General features: G+C 70.1%; 14 protein-coding genes. 3 read left to right on the forward strand and 11 right to left on the reverse strand.

The window, feature by feature from the left end; translation table 11 throughout:
* Positions 1-99 precede the first annotated feature (99 nt).
* The gene (locus AB0M30_RS43175) at positions 100-3,387 is read right to left on the reverse strand and encodes a glycosyltransferase family 2 protein (RefSeq protein WP_364597117.1); all 3,288 of its coding nucleotides are present in this window, start codon (positions 3,385-3,387) and stop codon (positions 100-102) included.
* 274 nt (positions 3,388-3,661) lie between these two features.
* On the reverse strand, positions 3,662-3,949 hold the full coding sequence (locus AB0M30_RS43180; RefSeq protein ID WP_161790928.1) for a WhiB family transcriptional regulator: 288 nt from the start codon (positions 3,947-3,949) through the stop codon (positions 3,662-3,664).
* Between the two features lie 264 nt (positions 3,950-4,213).
* On the opposite strand from AB0M30_RS43180, the gene AB0M30_RS43185 reads away from it, so the two are divergent.
* Positions 4,214-4,972, forward strand: a complete 759-nt coding sequence (locus tag AB0M30_RS43185; RefSeq protein ID WP_364597229.1) for a site-2 protease family protein — start codon at positions 4,214-4,216, stop codon at positions 4,970-4,972.
* Between the two features lie 28 nt (positions 4,973-5,000).
* Here AB0M30_RS43185 and AB0M30_RS43190 read toward each other — a convergent pair whose 3' ends face one another.
* The 3 genes from AB0M30_RS43190 to mshB are packed head-to-tail and all read right to left on the reverse strand — an operon-like array spanning position 5,001 to position 7,004.
* Entirely contained in the window at positions 5,001-5,780 is a 780-nt protein-coding gene (locus AB0M30_RS43190) for a hypothetical protein (RefSeq protein WP_103337087.1), read from the reverse strand.
* The gene (locus AB0M30_RS43195) at positions 5,773-6,165 is read right to left on the reverse strand and encodes a hypothetical protein (RefSeq protein ID WP_360186455.1); all 393 of its coding nucleotides are present in this window, start codon (positions 6,163-6,165) and stop codon (positions 5,773-5,775) included. Before AB0M30_RS43195 ends, AB0M30_RS43190 begins: the two co-directional genes overlap by 8 nt.
* Entirely contained in the window at positions 6,162-7,004 is an 843-nt protein-coding gene (gene mshB, locus AB0M30_RS43200; protein WP_364597121.1) for an N-acetyl-1-D-myo-inositol-2-amino-2-deoxy-alpha-D-glucopyranoside deacetylase, read from the reverse strand. The genes AB0M30_RS43195 and mshB overlap by 4 nt, the downstream gene beginning before the upstream one ends.
* A 113-nt stretch (positions 7,005-7,117) precedes the next feature.
* Here mshB and AB0M30_RS43205 point away from each other — a divergent pair, with 113 nt between their 5' ends.
* Entirely contained in the window at positions 7,118-8,899 is a 1,782-nt protein-coding gene (locus AB0M30_RS43205) for an ABC transporter ATP-binding protein (protein ID WP_364597124.1), read from the forward strand.
* Between the two features lie 70 nt (positions 8,900-8,969).
* Here the strand turns inward: AB0M30_RS43205 and AB0M30_RS43210 are convergent, their stop codons facing one another.
* The 6 genes from AB0M30_RS43210 to typA all read right to left on the reverse strand — a co-directional run bounded on the left by AB0M30_RS43210 (position 8,970) and on the right by typA (position 18,338).
* Positions 8,970-9,986 (reverse strand): ABC transporter permease, encoded by a 1,017-nt coding sequence (locus AB0M30_RS43210; protein ID WP_364597126.1) that lies wholly within the window; start codon positions 9,984-9,986, stop codon positions 8,970-8,972.
* A gap of 80 nt (positions 9,987-10,066) precedes the next feature.
* Positions 10,067-10,990: an ABC transporter permease gene (locus tag AB0M30_RS43215; protein WP_364597232.1), complete on the reverse strand. Its 924-nt coding sequence runs from the start codon at positions 10,988-10,990 to the stop codon at positions 10,067-10,069.
* Position 10,991: 1 nt separating this feature from the next.
* On the reverse strand, positions 10,992-12,008 hold the full coding sequence (locus tag AB0M30_RS43220; protein ID WP_364597129.1) for an ABC transporter permease: 1,017 nt from the start codon (positions 12,006-12,008) through the stop codon (positions 10,992-10,994).
* 186 nt (positions 12,009-12,194) lie between these two features.
* Entirely contained in the window at positions 12,195-14,006 is a 1,812-nt protein-coding gene (locus tag AB0M30_RS43225; protein WP_364597132.1) for an ABC transporter family substrate-binding protein, read from the reverse strand.
* A 290-nt stretch (positions 14,007-14,296) separates the two neighbouring features.
* Complete coding sequence (locus tag AB0M30_RS43230; RefSeq protein ID WP_364597135.1) at positions 14,297-16,033, reverse strand: ABC transporter family substrate-binding protein; 1,737 nt, start codon at positions 16,031-16,033, stop codon at positions 14,297-14,299.
* 379 nt (positions 16,034-16,412) lie between these two features.
* Entirely contained in the window at positions 16,413-18,338 is a 1,926-nt protein-coding gene (gene typA / locus AB0M30_RS43235; RefSeq protein WP_364597138.1) for a translational GTPase TypA, read from the reverse strand.
* Positions 18,339-18,546: 208 nt separating this feature from the next.
* On the opposite strand from typA, the gene AB0M30_RS43240 reads away from it, so the two are divergent.
* Positions 18,547-18,696 (forward strand): hypothetical protein, encoded by a 150-nt coding sequence (locus AB0M30_RS43240; protein WP_360162754.1) that lies wholly within the window; start codon positions 18,547-18,549, stop codon positions 18,694-18,696.
* The last annotated feature ends 2 nt before the right edge of the window (positions 18,697-18,698 follow it).

Genomic DNA, 18,698 nt, shown 5'->3' on the forward strand with positions numbered 1-18,698 from the left:
AAGCTTGCGCTGTCTTCTCGCGCTGCGCTCTGTGTTGCGGGCCCGGCTCAAAGTGATTTCACGGCCTCAGGCGACGGGATGACCACCCCGCTCCTGCGATTACAAGCCTTCGCCGCGCGGGGAGCTGGGGGCCCGGCGGGCCGGGACCGCCGTCAGCAGGGTGAAGAGCACCGCCGCCAGCTGGGCCAGGAGGAGGAGGTTTCTTTCCGTTCCCGGGTACTCCACCGTCACCTCCGCGGACGTCGGTGGCACCGACACCGCTACCTGGTGGCCCCACGCCGGCACGATCGGTACCGGCTTGCCGGCGACCGACGCCTTCCAGCCCGGTTCCTGCTCCGCCGCCAGTACCAGGAGGCGGCCCGTCGGGCCGTCGGATACGCGGACGCGGACGTCCGGCAGCTCCGCGCGGACCGGCGCCACGCCCGGTGCCGTGCCCGGTGCGCCGCCTCCCGTGACCGCTGCCTTCGCCTGCTCCGGGGAGATCAAGATCACCTGGCCCGCCGGCGGGAGCAGGCGGAGCACTCCGCGGCCGTCCGATGTCGGGGCGGCCACCGAAAGCAGGTCCTTCGCCAGCGGCGGGTAGGCCTGCGGGTCCACGCCCGGCGGGAGCACCACGAACTGGACGCCCGCGGCCGCAGCCGCCGCGAAGGAGCGTTGGACCGCCGCCGCGTCGCCTTGGCCCAGGTCGCGGCGCCAGGACGCCAAGCGGGCCGGTGTTCCGGGCGTCGGGGCCAGCTCGTCGTCGCCGTAGTGCGGGAGGCGGCCGGTGATCTGGCGCGTCGCGTCCGGGGCCAGGTCGAGCACCGACCTGCCCGACGCCGTCAGCTCGGCCGCGACCTCCGGGGCCAGCGACGGCCGCTCACCGGCTCGTAGCGGGCCCTGCGAGCCGACGATCACCGCGCCGGTCGCCAGCGCCAGGAACACCGCCACTCCGGCCACCGCCATCACCTTCGGCAGCCAGGTCGCCGGGACGCCGGTCGGGCCGCCGCGCTGCCACGAGCCGAGCACCACCCACAGCAGCCCGGCGCCGACGATCAGCAGCGGCACGCCCGTGTAGCCGTGTGACGGCGCGCCGCCCTGCAACGGGGGTGCCGTGACCAGCCGCACCAGCACCAGCCCGCCCGCTCCCAGCGCCGCCAGCGCGAGCCCGCCGGCGGCGAGCTTCGTCGGCCGGACGACCAGCGCCACCAGCGCCGCGGCGATCACCGCGACGCCGATCGGCCAGGCGCCCGGCCCGCCCGGGTCGAGCCCGGCCAGATCGGTGCCGGAGACGGCCGATGTCGCACCGCCGAGCCCCTGGACGAGGAGTCCCGGGTGCTTCAGCAGCACGGTCGGCCACGGCAGCAGCAGCGCCAGCGGCAGCAGCACCACGATCCCGACCGACGCGATCCGGCGCGCCAGCCCGGTCGGGGCGGGCAGCACGACGAACCCGATCAGCAGCCCGGCGAGCGCGAGCCCGTGCGCCAGCGGTGAGAACGCGCCGAGCAGCGCCACCCCGAACGCCGACAGCGCGGACACGTGCAGCCAGCGCGTGTCCGCGTGCACGAGCAGCCCGGCGATGCCCGCGGCCACCAGCGGCAGCACCAGGTGCACCACGCCGACGTCCAGCCGGCCCTGCGCCACGCCCGCGGTCGCGGCCGGCAACAGCGCGTACGTCGCCGCGACGACCGCGCGCACCCAGCGGCGTACGCGAAGCCGCCGCGTCGCCGCGTACGCGCTCAGCGCGGCCAGCGGGATGTCGCCGAGGAGCAGCACGGCGACCAGCGCGGCCGGGCCGCCGATCGGCGCGAACACCGCGCCGAGCGCGCCGAGCACCGGCAGGGTGGCCGACGCGGGCGCCCCGGTGCCGCCCGCGATCGCGTGCCACGGCGTCAGGTAGGACGTCCAGAGCTCCCCCAGGCCGGCGACCGGGAGCAGCTTGCCGCCGAAGAGGTCGAGGCCCAGCCGGGCGCGGTTGACGAACAGCCCGAGCGTGGTCAGCACCACGAGCAGGACCACGGGCGGCGCGAAGATCGTGGCCGCCAGCACCCGGCGGCGGTTGACCTCCACGAAGACGAGTTCCGGCTCCGGCTCTTCGGCTTCGGTCGCGTCTTCGGCGAGCGGCGCCGGGGTTTCCGGCAGCGCGACGGCGACGAGCGTGCCCGGGCGGCGCAGCCCGGACCCGCGTGAGCTGACGCCGCGCAGCGCGCCCGCGGGCAGCGCGTCGGGGCCGACCGGACGGTTCTCGCGGGCGTCGAGCGCTTCCGGCGTCACCCACGCCGACTCGGTTTCGACGGTCTCGGGCACCCGGCCGAGCGCGACGTCGTTCTCGACGCCGCGGCGCACCAGGCCGACGACGCCGGCGCGGACGGCGTTGCGCAGCCGGGTCCCGCGTCCGGTGAAGAGCCCGCGAACCGTGCCCGGCCGCGGATTCCGCCGCCGGCGGGCCCGCGCGGCGCGCAATCCGCCGCGTCCACTGAGGAGGTACCCGGCGGCGGCGAGCTCGGCCCGCGCTTCGCCGGTGCGGCGCAGCAGGACGAAGGCCAGCGCGCGCAGCACGGCGAGCACCGGGAGCCGGATCATGCCGAGCCAGAAGGAAAACGGCGAGCAGTTCACCAGGAAGACGCGCAGCCCGTGGGCGCGGTTCGCGGCGGCCGGCGGCCCGGGGAGCGCGTCCGCCGCCCGCCGTCCGGTGGTCACGGCGCGGGCGTGCCGCACCCGCGCGAGCGGGACGGACAGGACCACGCCCCCGGCCGCGTTCGCGCGCCAGCCGAAGTCGAGATCCTCCCGCAGCAACGGGAAATCGGGGTCGAAGCCGCCGAGGGAGTCCCAGGCGTCGCGGCGCACGAGCGAGCCGGCGCTGGGCACGGCGAGCACCGCCACCGGGTCCTCGCCGGTCGTGGCGACCTGCTGGCGGTGCCCGGACGCGTCGGTGGACAGCCCGGCTTCGACGATCAGCCGCGGATCGGTCCAGTCGAGACCGAGGGCACCGAGCACGGTGGCCGACGGTTCCTTCGTGGCGACGTGCAGGAGCTGATCGAGGCAGTCGGGTTCGGGCGCGCAGTCGTCGTGCAGCAGCCACAGCCAGGAACCGGGGTCGCCCCACCGCTCGGTGGCGTGCGCGACGGCTTCGGCGACCGCGGCCGCGAAGCCGGTATCACTCGGCAGTGTGATGACCCCGGAGAGAACGGGGGACGAATCCAGGCCGGGATCCTCGGCGGCTTCGGCGAGCAGCCGCGGGGTCGCGTCGGTGGAGCCGGTGTCCACGGCGAGGACGTGCCGGGGCCGGACGGTGCTGCGGCGCAACGCGGAAAGCGCCAGCGGCAGCCAGTTTTCGCCGTCGTGACAGACCACAATGGCCAGAACGGGCGCGGTGCGCGGGACGGGCGGCGCGGCGGTGCGGGGCAACGAACGCTCCAGATCAGGCGGCAGTCGGTGCGGCCACCCTACGGCCCCGACCAGTCACCCGGTGGTGAACCCACGCCGAGCGCCCCGCACAGCGGAATCACCGGTGACGCAAGCGTCACCGGCGATTCACCCAAGCAATCAGGCGAGGTCAACGCGAACCCAGCCACGCGCGGGGGTCCGGGGGCTTGCCCCCGGGCGGGTTCTGGGGGTTGCACCCCCAGAAGACACTGAAACGAGCGATCAGGGTTCGCGCGTTCCGCGAACACACCTGTCCCTAAACCGCTCGTTTTTTGAGCTTCCGGCGCTCCCGCTCGGACAGACCGCCCCAGATGCCGAAGCGTTCGTCGTGGGCCAGTGCGTACTCCAGGCACTCGTCCTTGACCTCGCAGCCCAGGCAAATCCGCTTGGCTTCGCGGGTGGAACCGCCCTTCTCGGGGAAGAACGCCTCCGGGTCCGTCTGCGCGCACAGGGCGCGTTCCTGCCAATCCTGCTCTTCTTCGGTGGCATCGATGAGCTCGGTGAGATCTCCCAGAGCCTGCTCCGGGATCTCGCCCCAACTCATGACGTGCCCCCATTCCTTCCCATCGGCTTCCAACCGCACGTCCGCCTCCTCGCTCCCTAGCACTCCCCAGGCTGGCGGTGGTGAAACGACACTCGCCGTCCCCTCTCGGCGGCGAATGACATCACTGTGATTACACCCGTGTAGTGCGGTCAGGTCAAGCGGAGTAGCGAGTTCGGGGGACGTTCCGGCCCGATCGCGCAAGGGGACACGCCGGTAACTTCACACCGGGCATACGGAAGACTGGAGCACGTGCAGAAGTCAGCAGTGCGTCCCAGCCCGGTCTTCCTCGGCATCCTCGCGCTCACCGCCGTCGGTGGCGTGATGGCCGCATTCGGTCACGTCAATCCGTTCTTCGTCCGAGATCACGACGCACTGGCCGTGGCCGGTGTCGTGATCTTCGTCGCCGCCGGTTGGGTGGCGTCACTGTCACTGCACGAGTTCGGCCACGCGATGGTGGCCTACCGCGGCGGCGACTACAGCGTCGCCCACAAGGGTTACCTGAACCTCGATGTCCGGAAGTACACCGACCCCGTCCTGTCGATCGTCCTGCCGCTGATCTTCCTGTTCATCGGCGGCATCCCGCTGCCGGGCGGCGCGGTCTGGATCAACCGCGGCGCGTTGCGCTCCCGGGGGACGTCGTCCTGGGTGTCGCTGGCCGGGCCGCTGAGCAACCTCGCGGTCGGCGCGGCGCTGTGCCTGGTGGTCGCGCTCGTCCCGATGGCCTACGGCCTCGTGATCGCGATGTCCTTCCTCGCGCTGCTGCAGGTCGTGACGTTCATCCTCAACATCCTGCCGATCCCGGGCCTCGACGGCTGGGGTGCGATCGAGCCGTACCTGCCGGCGCAGGCGCGGGCGTTCGGCGCGCAGGTGCGCCCGTGGGCGCCGATCATCCTGTTCGCGGTCCTGTTCCTGTTCCCCCCGGCGAACGCCGCCCTGTGGGACGGTGCCGGCTGGATCTTCGACGCGCTGGGGGGCTATCCCGGTGCCTCGTCGGGGTTCTTCCTCTTCCAGTTCTGGAAGTGAGGTTTGGACCGGGCGCCGCCGGGGAAGATCAGGTGCGGCGCTCGGTCAGCCACACGTGCGCGCGCTTCCACACGACCCGCAACCCCGACCGCTCGCCGAGGTAGTCGCCCGCCGCACCGACGACCGGGAGCATGCCCAGCGCCCGGTGGAACAGGTTGCCGCGCGGGCGCTTCTCCAGCTCGCCCGTGATGCCGAGGAGCCCGCGGCCGAGCCGCCACAGCGTGCGGCCGGCCGCCTTGACCGTCGCCTTGCCGTGCTTCTTCTCCGACGCCCTCAGCTCCTCGGTCAGCTTCGCCGCTTCGTCCGCCTCCGCGGCTTCGTCGTGCTCCGCGTGCTTGCCCGCCGCGAGATCCGGGTCGATCTCGCGCTCGAAGAGCACCCACGCGATGAGCCGGACCCGGGTGCCCACGTCGGTCACCCCGTACTCGCCCGCGATCGCGCACAGCAGCAGCCCCTGCGACGCCGCGCCCAGTGCGTCCTGCACCGGCAGGCGGTCGGCCAGCGCGCCACCCAGCCCGGGGATCGACGTCAGCAGCGCCGTGAACCGGCCGACGCGGTTCATCCACCAGCTCGACCGGTCGTACCCCGTCATCCGCGCCCACGCCGCCGTGCCCGGCACCTTCACCGACGTGACGCCGTGGATCAGCTTCGCCTTCAAGCCCGACTCGACCTCGGCCAAGTCCTCCGAGGCACGCGCCTGCAGCCCGAACGGGTCGGACTCGCGCAGCGCGTCCAGCATCGGCCCGCACGCCCGCACGAACGGCCGCAGCACCGCCACGACCTGCCGATCGGAGATCGACTCACCCACGTCCCGCTCCCCTTCCCACCGCCCGGCGCGGCGCGCCGCCGAGCACCATCGCGCCCGGCAGCGCGCTCGCGCCGAGCAGCAGCAACGCCCGCCAGTCCTGGATCAGCACCAGGTCACCGCCCGGGCCCAGCAGGCCGACCCCGAACACGACGAGCACCCACAGCGCCAGGGGTACCCAGGAAAGCCCGGGGCGCACCAGCTTCGCCGTGGTCCACACCAGCCACGGCGTGGTGACGGCGCCCACGAGCACCATCACCGGCACCGGGACCACCCCGATCCGCAGCGGCAGGAAGAACAGCTCCAGCAGCGCGAGCAGCACCGTGTCGACGGCGAGCAGCGCGAGCAGCAGGCCCTGCTCGAGCGTCAGCCGCTCGTCCACGGTCACAGCCCGCCGAACAGGTCGTCCGCCGCACCCGCGGCCGGGCCGTGGGCCAGCACGAAGGAGTCCTTCGCGGGGATCGGCTGGGCGATCTCGTTCGTCAGCGCGAAGGCCGGGACGTCGCCGTCGACCACCGCCAGCTGCGTGGCGTGCGCGCGCAGTGCCGCCAGCTTCGCCGGGACGTACGCGGCGACGTCGAGCACCGTGGTGATCTCCTCGTCGGGCGTCGCGGGCAGCTCGTCGTCGTCCGGGACGCGGTAGCGGGGCTCGCCCGCACGCAGCGCGGCCAGCCCGGCACGCAGCGCGCTCTTCGACGTCACGGTGTGGAACACCCGCTCGACCGAGCCGGCCCGGGTCGCCGCCGCCATCGTGATCTCGTGGGCGCGGATGTGGTCGGGGTGGCCGTACCCGCCGAAGGCGTCGTAGGTGACGACGACCTGCGGCCGGACCTCGTCGAGGACCGCCGCCAGCTGGGCGGCCTGCTCCTCGGCGCTGCCCCCGGTGAACGCCCGCGGGTGCGAGGCCGGCGGCGTGCCCGCCATGCCCGAATCCCGCCACCGGCCGAGCCCGCCCAGGAAGTAGTGCCGCGACACCCCCAGCGCGGCGCAGGCGGCCTTCAGCTCGGCGACGCGGTAGCCGCCCAGCTGGTCGGCCGCCTGGGCGCGCAGCCCGGCCAGCTCGGGCAGGCCGGCCATGACCTCGCCCTCCTCACCCAGCGTGCAGGTCACCACGGTCACCTCGGCGCCTTCGGCGGCGTATCGTGCGATCGAGGCGCCGGTGGTGATGCTTTCGTCGTCGGGATGGGCGTGGACGAACAGCAGCCTTCGCGATACCGGGGAGATCACGGGTTGAGCGTAATTCCCGTGCTCCGACCTTCGTCGGGGACACCCTCGGTTATCCTCGCGCGAGTCGCGACCGCCGCGTCGTGACCGTCTGTACCCCCACGAAGGGCATCTTGGTGAGCACTGAAGCAACTTCGGCGAACGTCGCCGGCGTGTCCGGATCCGTCCTGTCCATCTCCGACCTCAGCGTGTCGTTCCAGACCGAGGACGGCGTCGTGGACGCCGTCAAGGGCATCGGGTTCGACGTGCAGCCCGGCGAGATCGTCGCCGTGGTCGGGGAGTCCGGGTCCGGCAAGTCCGTCACGTCGATGTCGGTGCTGGGCCTGCTGCCCAAGACCAGCCGGATCGCCGGTGAGCTGCGCCTCGGCGAGCGCAACCTGGCGGATCTCAAAGAGAAGGACATGCAGAAGATCCGCGGCAACCAGGTCGCGATGATCTTCCAGGAGCCGATGACGGCGCTGAACCCGGTCTACACGGTCGGCTGGCAGCTGCGCGAGGCCCTGCGGTCCCACCTCGACATCGCCAAGGACGCCGCCGACAAGCGCGCGGTCGAGCTGCTCGACATGGTCGGCATCCCGAACCCCGAGCTGCGGTTCAAGCAGTACCCGCACCAGCTCTCGGGCGGCCTGCGCCAGCGCGTCGTCATCGCCATGGCGATCGCGTGCGACCCGAAGGTCATCATCGCCGACGAGCCGACCACGGCGCTCGACGTCACGGTCCAGGCGGAGATCCTCGGCCTGCTCCGCAAGCTGCGGGACACCCTCGACACGGCGATCGTGCTGATCACCCACGACATGGGCGTCGTCGCCGACATGGCCGACCGCGTCATCGTGATGTACCAGGGCGAGATCGTCGAAGAGGCGCCGGTGCGCGAGCTGTTCGCGTCGCCGAAGGAGGACTACACCCGGCGGCTGCTCGCCGCGGTGCCGGTGCTCGGCCAGCGCCCCGAGGGCCGCCGCCTGCTCGACGACGCCGGCATCGCCAGCGACAGCACCGAGGCGGCCAAGATCGCCGAGGAGATCCGGCTGGCCGACGCCGAGCTGGAGGCCGTGATCGAGGAGGCCGCCCCGGCCCTCGAGATCAAGAACCTGGTGCTCGAGTACCCGGGCCGCCGCGGCCAGGCCAAGAACCGCGCGGTCGACGACGTCTCGCTGACCATCGCCAAGGGCGAGATCGTCGGCCTGGTGGGCGAGTCGGGCTCGGGCAAGTCGACCGTCGGCCGCTGCGCCGTCGGCCTGCTGCGCGCGACCCAGGGCACGATCGCGATCGCGGGCAAGGACATCACGACGATGTCGGCGAAGGAGATCCGGCCGCTTCGCCGGTTCTTCTCGATCGTGTTCCAGGACCCGGCGTCGACGCTGGACCCGAAGATGACGATCGGCGAGTCCATCGCGGAGCCGATGGTGCTGCACAAGGTGCTGTCCGGCAAGGCGCTGTCGGCGCGCGTGCGCTCGCTGCTCGACAAGGTCGAGCTGGGCGGCCACTACATGAACCGCTACCCGCACGAGCTCTCCGGCGGCCAGCGCCAGCGCGTGGCCATCGCCCGCGCGCTGTCGCTCGACCCGGCCCTGCTCATCGCGGACGAGCCCACCTCGGCGCTGGACGTGTCGGTGCAGGCCCGCGTGCTGGACCTGTTCTTGGACCTGCAGCAGTCGCTGCAGTTCGCCTGCCTGTTCATCAGCCACGACCTGGCGGTGGTCGACCTGCTGGCCGACCGCGTCGCGGTGATGCAGCACGGCAAGCTGGTCGAGGTCGGCACCCGCGACCAGGTGCTGCACTCGCCGCAGCAGGAGTACACGAGGCGCCTGCTGTCGGCGGCCCCGGTCGCGGACCCGATCCTGCAGGCCGAGCGCCGCGCGGCCTGGGAAGCCGGCAAGCTGGCCCCGGTGGCCGACTGACGTACCTACGTTGAAGGGCCCGCACCCGGGTGGTGCGGGCCCTTCGGCGTTTCCGGGCCAGAGCGCCGTGTCAGCCGACGCGGATGCGGGGGTCGAGGATGCCGTACAGCAGGTCCGCGACCAGGTTCGCGATCACCACGCTCGCCGCGATCACCACCAGCCAGCCCATCAGCACCTGCGGGTCGTTCTTGTTGACCGCCTCCACCAGCAGCGTGCCCATGCCGTGCCAGTTGAACACCGTCTCGGTGATGATCGCGCCCGTCACCGTGGCGCCGAAGTTGACCGAAAACAGCGTCATCACCGGGATCAGCGCGTTGCGGAACGCGTGGCGCCAGATCACGCGGCTGTTCGAGACGCCCTTGGCGCGCGCTGTGCGGACGTAATCGGCGCCCAGGACCTCCAGCATCGACGCCCGCTGGAAGCGGCTGTACGCGGCGAACGTGATCGCCATGATCGACAGCGTCGGCAGCAGGAACGCGCCGACGTACTTCGCGAGCGCGTCGCCGACGCCGGTGGCCGAGAGGCTCTCCGGGCTCGTCGTCCGCAGCCACGGGTCGCCGAGGACGTCGGACAGGCCCAGGTCCCGCACCCAGATGTTGGCGCGGATCGCGTAGCCCTTGAGGACGATCGCCACGCAGAAGATCGGCATCGAGAACATCAGGAAGGCCAGCGTCGTCGCCAGGTAGTCCCAGATCGAGTACTGCTTGACGGCGGCGAGGACCCCCACCAGCACCCCGAAGACCAGGGCCAGCACCGACGCCGTCAGCACCAGTTCCAGGGTGACCTTGAACGCGGCCAGCACCTTCGGCTGGACCGGGGCGAAGGCGTTGCCCTGCGCGATCGAGATGCCCCAGTCGCCGGTCAGGAAGTGCCCCAGCCAGCTGAAGTAGCGGGCGACGACGCTCTGGTCGAGGCCGAGCTTGTGCTCGGTCTCGGCGATGGCCGCGGCGCTGATCCCCGGTTTGCTGCGGATCTCGCCGAGCGGGTCGCCGGTGTTGGACACCATGACGAAGCACAGGAACGTGCCCACCAGCAGGACCGGGACGGAGATGGCCAGCCTGCGGAACACGTAAAGCACGAGATTCATCCGAAACCCCCAGGTCCGGCGATCTCCGCTGGAAAACGGACGCGGGGGCGACCGGAACCGGTCACCCCCGCGGCACGCGTTCAGGCCTTCATTCTCCGCTGACGCGGGTCGAAGGCGTCGCGAAGACCGTCACCGATGAAGTTGATCGTCAGTGAAATCAGCACGAGCACGATGAACGGCCCGAAGAACAGCGCCGGCCGCGTCTGCAGCTGGGCGTAGTTCTCCAGGATGACGCGGCCGAGCGAAGTGTCCGGCAGCTGGACGCCCAGGCCGATGAACGACAGCGCGGCTTCCGCCAGCACGGCCTGCGCGACCGCGAGGGTCGCGTTGACCGTGATGCTGCCGACCATGTTCGGCACCAGGTGCTTGAAGATGATCCGGAACGTCCCGGCGCCCGACGCGCGGGCCGCGTCGACGAACTCGCGCTGGGACAGCGACATCGCCTCGGCGCGGGTGATCCGGGCGATCTGCATCCAGCCGAACGCCGCCAGCACCAGCGCGACGATGTACCAGGAGCCGCCGCCGAACACCTTGGCGAGGATGGCCGCCGCGGCGATCTGCGGGATGATCAGGAACAGGTCCGTCACCCGGGAGATGGCCGAGTCGGAGAACCCGCGCAGGTAGCCGGCGATCGCCCCGAACACGACGCCGATCACCGTCGCCAGGATCGACACCGTGAGCGCGATCAGCAGCGAGTACTGCGTGCCGCGCAGCACCTGCGATACCATGTCCTTGCCGACCTGCGTCGTCCCGAGCGGGAAGTCGCTGCTCGGCTTGGCGAAGGACGGGAACGAGCTGTCCTGGTAGCCGTGCTTCCAGAAGATCGGCAGCAGGATGCTGAGCAGCACGATCAGGATCAGCACGGCCGACGACGCCATCGCCAGCTTGTGGTGCAGGAACTTCCGCAGGACCAGCCGGCCCTGGCTGCGCGGTTCCGGCAGCGCCTCCGGCGGCAGCGTGCCGTCCTTGGTTTCGGTCTCGCTCGCCGCGATGAGAGAGTTCAAGTCAGCCAACGCGAATCCTCGGGTCCAGGATGCCGTACATCAGGTCGGCGATCAGGTTGGCGACGATGACACTGCTGGCGATCACCACGAGCCAACCCATCATCACTTGAGTGTCGTTCTTCGAGACGGCTTCCACCAGCAATGTGCCCATACCGTGCCAGTTGAACACCGTTTCGGTGATGATCGCGCCGGCGAGCACCGAGCCGAAGTTGACCGAGAACAGCGTCGACACCGGGATCAGGGCGTTGCGGAACGCGTGCCGGAAGATGACCCGGCCGTTGCCGAGGCCCTTGGCGCGCGCGGTGCGCACGTAGTCCGAGCTCATCACCTCGAGCATCGAGGCGCGCTGGAACCGGCTGTACGCGGCGAAGCTGATCGCCATGATCGACAGGGTCGGCAGCAGGTACGCGCCGATCGTGCTGGTGATGAAGTCGCCGACGCCGTCGGTCTTCAGCTGTTCCGGGCTGGTCGTGCGGAGCCACGGGTTGCCGAGGACATCCTGCAGGCCGAGGTCGCGGACCCAGCCGTTGATCTCGATCGCATAGCGCTTCAGCACGATCGCGACGCAGAAGATCGGCATCGAGAAGAGCAGGAAGGCGAGGGTGGTCGCGAGGTAGTCGATGATCGAGTACTGCTTCACCGCGGCGAGCACGCCGACGATGATGCCGATGATCAGGGCGAGGATCTCGGCGCCGACGACCAGCTTGAGGGTGACGCCGAAGGCGGCCATCACCTTGGGCGCGACCGGCGCGAGGGCGTTGCCCTGCGCGATCGAGATGCCCCAGTTCCCGCTCAGGAAGTCACCCAGCCACGTGAAGTAGCGGGGCACGATGCCCTGGTCGAGACCGAGCTTGGCGGCCGTGGCGGCCAGCGCTTCCTTGCTGATGGTCGGGTTCTGCCGCAGCTCACCCAGCGGGTCACCGGTGCCGGCGACCATGACGAAACACAAGAACGTCCCGACCAGCAGGACGGGGATCGATATCGCCAAACGGCGAAGGATGTAGATCACCAGGTTCAACGAACTGCTCCTCATCCGGGCCTGGTCGTCAGAAGTGCGCTGGACCGCTACCCGGTTGTCTACCGTAGTGGCGGTAACCCTACGGTCAACAGCTACTTCCGGTGGGTACCGGGGCCCGGCTTGTGGCCGGGTCCCGGTACCTCCCAGGTCATCTGGAGCGAGGGGAAAGAAGAGGCGGGACGAGCCCTACTTCTTCTTCTCCCACTCGCCGACGTTCCACAGGACACCGTCGTACGACTGCATGTAGACGCGGTCGATGCCCTTGAACGCCCACATGCTCGGCGTCTGGAACAGCGGCAGGGTCGCGTAGTCGTCCGCGATGGCCTTGTCGGCTTCCTGGTACTTCTGCAGCTTGACCTGCTCGTCGGTCGCCTTCACCGCGGCGGTGTAGGCCTCGTCGATCTTCGGGTCGCACAGGTTCTGGTAGTTCTGCTCACCACCGTTGTCCGGGCAGACGTAGATCGAGCGGGACTCCGCCTTGAACGGCTGGGCCGACCAGCCGAACAGCGCGACGTCGTAGTCACCGGTCGAGACGCGGCCACCCTTGAGGAAGTTGGCGTCGGTCTCGTCCTTGACCTCGATGCCGGCCGCCTTGGCCTGCGAGATGATGATCTCGACGGTCTGGCTGCGGCGCGCGTTCTGGTTGTGCGTGATCTTGAACGAAGCACGCACACCGTTCTTCGCGAAGATGCCGTCGCCACCCTTGGCCCAGCCGGCGTCGGTCAGCGTCTTGGCCGCCGCGTCGGCGCCCAGGCCCGCCTTGCTGCCGTACAGGTCGGTGTAGCCCTCTTCACCCTGGAAGAAGACGACGCTGTTCAGCGGCTCCGCGTCCGCCTGGACCTCCTTGAGCAGCTTGTCCGTGATCTCCTTGCGGTTGACCGACTCGAGGAACGCCTTGCGGAGGTCCTTGTCGGCGAACATGCGCTTGAAGTTCAGGTCGAGGTGCTCGTAGGTCAGCTGCGGGGCCGAACCGTAGACCACGCCCTGGGCCGCGAGGCCCTTCATCGTCTGGGCCGCGGTGGCGTCCGGCTGGGTCGACGCGGCAACGTCGATCTCACCGTTCTGCAGCGCGGTCGCCATGGCCTTGGTGTCTTCCATGGCCTTCACGATGATCTTCGACGGGCCACCCTTGCCGCCCGCCCACATCGGGTTCTTCTCGAGGGTGACGGCCTTCTGGTTGGCGTCGAACGCGGTGATCTTGTACGGGCCCGACGACGGCATGATGTCCGCCTTGAAGCCCTTCCACTCGTTCGACCAGAAGTCACCGGCGGCCTTGATCTGCGCGCCGTCGCCGGTCGGGGCCAGCTTGGTGATGTCCGCGATGCCGGTCTTGGCCTCGAGGATGTGCGCGGGCATGATCGCCGGCGAGTTGAACAGGCCCTTGTAGTCGAGGTAGGGCTCGCTGTAGTCGGTGACGAAGGTCAGCGGGTCCTTGCACTCGGCCTTGCTGATCAGCGAGTAACCGGTGGTCGACGCCGAGTTGAACGGGTTCTTGCCGTCCGGGCCCTTGGCCAGGCCGCTCTGCGACAGCCACGCCAGGTACATGTCCTTGCAGTCGTAGGCCTGACCGTCCGACCACTTGATGTTCGGCTTGATCTTGTAGGTGACCTGCTGCGGGTCCTTCTGCGTGATGTCCCACGACTGGAAGACGTCGCTGTTCAGCAGCACCTTGTTGTTGCCGTCGAGCTTCAACGTACCGGAGAGCACCGCGGTCAGGACGTAGTTGTTGTACGAGCTGTTGGTGTCCGGGGTCTGGTTGTTGTACCCCGAGTACCCGTCGTCGATACCGATCGTGACCGTGCCGTCGTACCCCGGGGTGTCCGCGAGCTTGAACAGGTCGCCGGTCTCGGCCTTGCCGGCAGCCATCGCCTTGACGTCGGTCGACGATCCGTTCTGGTCGGTGTTGCCCGAACCCGAATCGCCGCCGCTGCAGGCGCTCAGCAACAGCGAAGCGCCGGCGACGAGCGACAAAGCGGAGACAGCTTTGGATCTCCTCATGAAGTGTGCCCTCCTAGCACTGAGCCCTTGAATATCGGGACAAGGGCCCACACCGCTCCGGTTTGGATGGGCCGGAGCCTACGACACGCCAAGCGACACTCAACTGGCGCACTGCGGGAGCACGCTAGAAAGGAAAAGCACCGACAGTCACCAGTTCCGGGTCGATCGTGACCAAAGGGTGACTTCCAGTCGACATCCAGAAATACGACGGTTACCTCATGGATTCACAACACCCCACTCGAAGGCGTTGGTAAAGATCACCCGGTAGTACTGAATGCGTAGCCAACCGATTACTTCGGGCCGCGAGTCCAGTTCACCGCCGACCCGAACGGGCCCACCATGGGGGGACCGGGCGTGACGCCCGAGATGCCGGATCCGATCGCCAGGGTGTCAGCCAATTGGAACAGCGGAATCACCACGTTCTGGCGCCAAAGTTCAGGCTCTAGGGTGGTCAGCGCCTCGGTGACCGAGGTCGATCCCGACAGCGCCGCGTCGATCGACGGCTGCAGCGCCGGGTCGCAGAAGCCGGCCGCGTTGCCCGGGACGACGGGCTTGGTCTTGTCCACGCCCTCGGCCGTCTGCTCCGGGCGGCAGCCGAAGGTCGAGGCGAGGACCGAAGCGGTGTCGCCGCCGACCGCCTGCGGGACGACGGCGATGTCGATCCCGACGTTGCCCGCCGAGTCGCCGGTCGGCTGCTGGACCCCGCCGACGACCGGCATCGCCAGCAGGCCGCTGAACAGGTCGCGCGGCTGCGGGGTGATCGCGTTGACCTCGATGCCCTGCGCGGCGAGCTGGCCGGTGAGCTCCTTGGCGATCGTCGCGTACGGCTCCTGGGTGGCCGGGGAGGCGATGACCAGCGAGAGCGCCCGCCCGTTCTTGCGCCAGGTGCCCGCGGTCTTGGTGTAGCCGGCCGCCGTCAGCGACTGCTCGGCCTTGGCGACGTCGGGGGCGGTGGGCGGCCCGGGCGGGATCGTCGCCGCGTAGCCCTTCACCGACGGCGCGGTCACCTGGGCGTCGGCGTGGAGCGCCGACGACGGACCGCCGTTGACGCCTTCGGTGATCAGCTTGGTGCGGTCGATCAGCGCGGCCACCCCGGCGCGCACCTGGGCGTCCTGCAGCGTCGCACTGACCGGGCGCAGCAGCACGTCGGCCACGAGCGGGCGGGCGACGGTGTGCAGCCGCACGGAGGAGCCGAGCTCGCCGAGCAGCTTGAGCTCGTCACCGGTGGTCCGCGCCAGCGCGAACTGGTCGTTGCCGCTGCGCAGCGCGGCCAGCAGCGTGTTCTGGTCCGACCGGCGGAGCACGATCCGGTCGATCGCGGCGGGCTTCTCCCAGTAGCGCTCGTTGCGCTCGAGGATCACCTCGCCGCGGGCGGTGTCCAGGCTCTTGATCGAGAACGGGCCGGCGATGGCCGGGAAGTTCGACGCGAGCGCCCCGCGCCAGCCGTCGGGCGCGTCCTTGAGCAGGTGGGCGGGCAGCAGGTCGGAGAACAGCGTCTGCCAGCCGGGGTACGGCTTGGCGAAGGTGACCTCGACGCGCTTGCCGCCTTCGCGGGACTGCAGGTCGGTGATCTGCCGGTAGCCGGCGGGCTCGATCACGCCGGGCTGGTCGCGCAGCTGGGTTCGCAGGTAGTCGAAGTCCTCGGCGGCGATCGGCGCGCCGTCGGACCAGGAGGCGTCGGGCCGGATCTCGTAGGCCACCACGAACGGCTGCTGCGAGATCACCTCCGCGGACTTCATCAGGTTCTTGTCGAGCTGGGTGGTGCCGTCGTCCTTCTGGCGGAACACCGAGGGCAGCAGCAGCTGCGAGAGCGCGGAGGTCACCTGGGACGAGTCCGCGAGGTTGTGCGGGTTGTACCCGCCGAGCACGTCGTCGACGCCGACGACGATCTGCGACGGCGTCTTGCCGGTGGTGGACACGGGCGCGACCGACGACGACACGACCGGGGGTGGCGGGGTGTTGGAACAGGCGGTGAGCAGCACGGCCGCGAGTGCCAGCACCGGCACCGCCTTGCGATTCACCCGCACGCCCCGTTCCTCCCAGTTTCGCCCGATCGGGTCAGTCATGCTCCCACGACCCCCTTCGCCGCCGAAACCGAGATTCCCATACCCGGATCGGGCGGCCCCGCCGCCCCAAGGTGGGCGCTATGGGAGAGGACGCGCGGAACACCGTCCGGGTTCCCGGACCGTTCCGGAACGGCGGAACGAACACGGGCCGGACACGAAAACGGTTCACGCCGGTGGTCGGCGCCAGGCGCTGAAACCGCCGCGACCCCTATAAAGATATAAGGAGAAGAACGGCGGAATTCATGACGCTGGGTTCGCCACCGGCCGACCCAGCGTAAGGGAACGGACACGAAAAAACCTCCCGGTGACGAGCACCGGGAGGTTTTTCCGAAGGCGGGGATCAGGCGTTGTCGCGGCTCTTGGCGCGCGAACGCTCCTTCGCGCGGGTGTTGACGTCCAGGGTGACCTTGCGGACCCGGACGACCTCGGGCGCGACCTCGACGCACTCGTCGACCGAGCAGAACTCCAGCGCCTCTTCCAGGCCCATCTTGCGCGGGCGGGCCAGCGTCTCCATCACGTCGGCGGAGGACTGACGCATGTTGGTCAGCTTCTTCTCCTTGGTGATGTTGATGTCGAGGTCCTCGAAGCGCGGGTTCTCGCCCACGACCATGCCCTCGTACACCTCGGCGCCCGGCTCGACGAAGAAGGTGCCGCGGTCGGCCAGCTGGATCATCGCGTACGCGGTGACCGGGCCGGTGCGGTCGGCGACCAAGGAGCCGCTGTGGCGGGTGCGGATCTCGCCCGCCCACGGGAAGTAGCCCTCGAACACGTGGTTCGCGATGCCGGTGCCGCGGGTCTCGGTGAGGAAGTCGGTGCGGAAGCTGATCAGGCCGCGCGACGGGAGGACGTACTCCAGCTTGATCCGGCCGCTGCCGTTGCCGCTCATGTCCTCCATGCGGCCCTTGCGCGCCGCCAGGAGCTGGGTGATCGCGCCGAGGTGCTCCTCCGGCGAGTCGATGTACAGGCGCTCGAACGGCTCGTGGAGCTTGCCGTCGATCGTGCGCAGCACCACCTGCGGCTTGCCGACGGTCAGCTCGAAGCCCTCGCGCCGCATCTGCTCGACCAGGATGGCCAGCGCCAGCTCGCCACGGCCCTGGACCTCCCAGGTGTCCGGGCGCTCGGTCGGCAGGACGCGGATCGAGACGTTACCGATCAGCTCCTGGTCGAGGCGCGCCTTGACCAGCCGCGCGGTGACCTTGTCGCCGCCGTTGCGCCCGGCCAGCGGCGAGGTGTTGACGCCGATGGTCATCGAGATCGCGGGCTCGTCGACGGTGATCCGGGGCAGCGCGACCGGGTTGTCGGAGTCGGCCAGGGTGTCGCCGATGGTGATGTCCGGGATGCCCGCGATGGCGACGAGCTCGCCGGCGCTGGCCTCGGTCGCCGGGACGCGGGTGAGCGCCTCGGTGACGAGCAGCTCGGAGATGCGGACGTTCTGCACGTTGCCGTCTTCGCGCATCCAGGCCACGGTCTGGCCCTTGCGCAGCTTGCCGGCGTGGATGCGGATCAGCGCGATGCGGCCGAGGAAGTTGGACGCGTCGAGGTTGGTGACCAGCGCCTGCAGCGGCGCGTCGAGGTCGGCGGCGGGCGGCGGCACGTGCCGGAGCAGGGTGTCGAACAGCGGGTCGAGGTTCTCGCTCTCGGGGATCTCGCCGTCGGCGGGCTGCTCCAGGCTCGCCTTGCCGGCGCGCGCGGAGGCGTAGACGACCGGGAGGTCGAGGATCGCGTCGTGGTCGGCGTCCTCGATGTCGCTGGCCAGCTCGAGCAGCAGGTCGTGGGTCTCCTCGACGACCTCGGCGATCCGGGCGTCCGGCCGGTCGGTCTTGTTGACCAGCAGGATCACCGGCAGGCCGGCTTCGAGGGTCTTGCGGAGCACGAACCGGGTCTGCGGGAGCGGGCCCTCGGACGCGTCGACCAGCAGGACGACGCCGTCGACCATGGCCAGGCCGCGCTCGACCTCGCCGCCGAAGTCGGCGTGGCCGGGGGTGTCGATGACGTTGATCGTCACCTGGCCCTCGGGCGTCTGGCGGTGGATCGAGGTGTTCTTCGCGAGGATCGTGATGCCCTTTTCGCGCTCGAGCTCGCCCGAGTCCATCACGCGGTCGACGAGCTCGGCGCGCTCGGCGAAGGCGCCGGACTGGCGGAGCATCGCGTCCACCAGCGTGGTCTTGCCGTGGTCGACGTGGGCGACGATCGCGACGTTGCGCAGGTCGGGCCGGGTCTTACCGGTCGGCCGGCCGGTTTCGACGGTAGCGCTGGCTGCGGGCACGCGAGAACTCCTGAACTTCAAGGGTTGGATGGCCGCGCAAGCCGTTCGGCTGTATGCCCTCGGGCACCACGTGACCGGCTCTGGTCACACGCGGACCTCACCCAGGATACCTGCCACCCCATTGTGAGCGGCCCCACGCCCCCCTGTCGGTTAGGCTGGCCTAACGTGGAAACCCGGTGAAGGTCGCCGATCCGGAAGGTGCGTGCCCGTGGGCAAGAAGCCGAAAGACCCGCGGAAGGTCGTGCGCAAGCTGATGAAGGCCGGCAAGGTCAAGAAGAAGTGCTGCCGGTCGAAGCCGCGCTGCAAGAAGTGCCCGGTCTTGGCTCTGCAGAAGGCGAAGCTGGATCTGGCCGCCTGAGT

Origin of the sequence: Amycolatopsis sp. NPDC051716 (assembly GCF_040681595.1) — a bacterium.
GTDB lineage: Bacteria > Actinomycetota > Actinomycetes > Mycobacteriales > Pseudonocardiaceae > Amycolatopsis.

What these genes read in the sequence shown, in the direction of transcription:
- AB0M30_RS43180 (WP_161790928.1), bottom strand. Translation starts at nt 3,949, where the DNA reads ATGAGTTGGGGCGAGATCCCGGAGCAGGCTCTGGGAGATCTCACCGAG.
- AB0M30_RS43210 (WP_364597126.1), bottom strand. Translation starts at nt 9,986, where the DNA reads ATGAATCTCGTGCTTTACGTGTTCCGCAGGCTGGCCATCTCCGTCCCG.
- AB0M30_RS43225 (WP_364597132.1), bottom strand. Translation starts at nt 14,006, where the DNA reads ATGAGGAGATCCAAAGCTGTCTCCGCTTTGTCGCTCGTCGCCGGCGCT.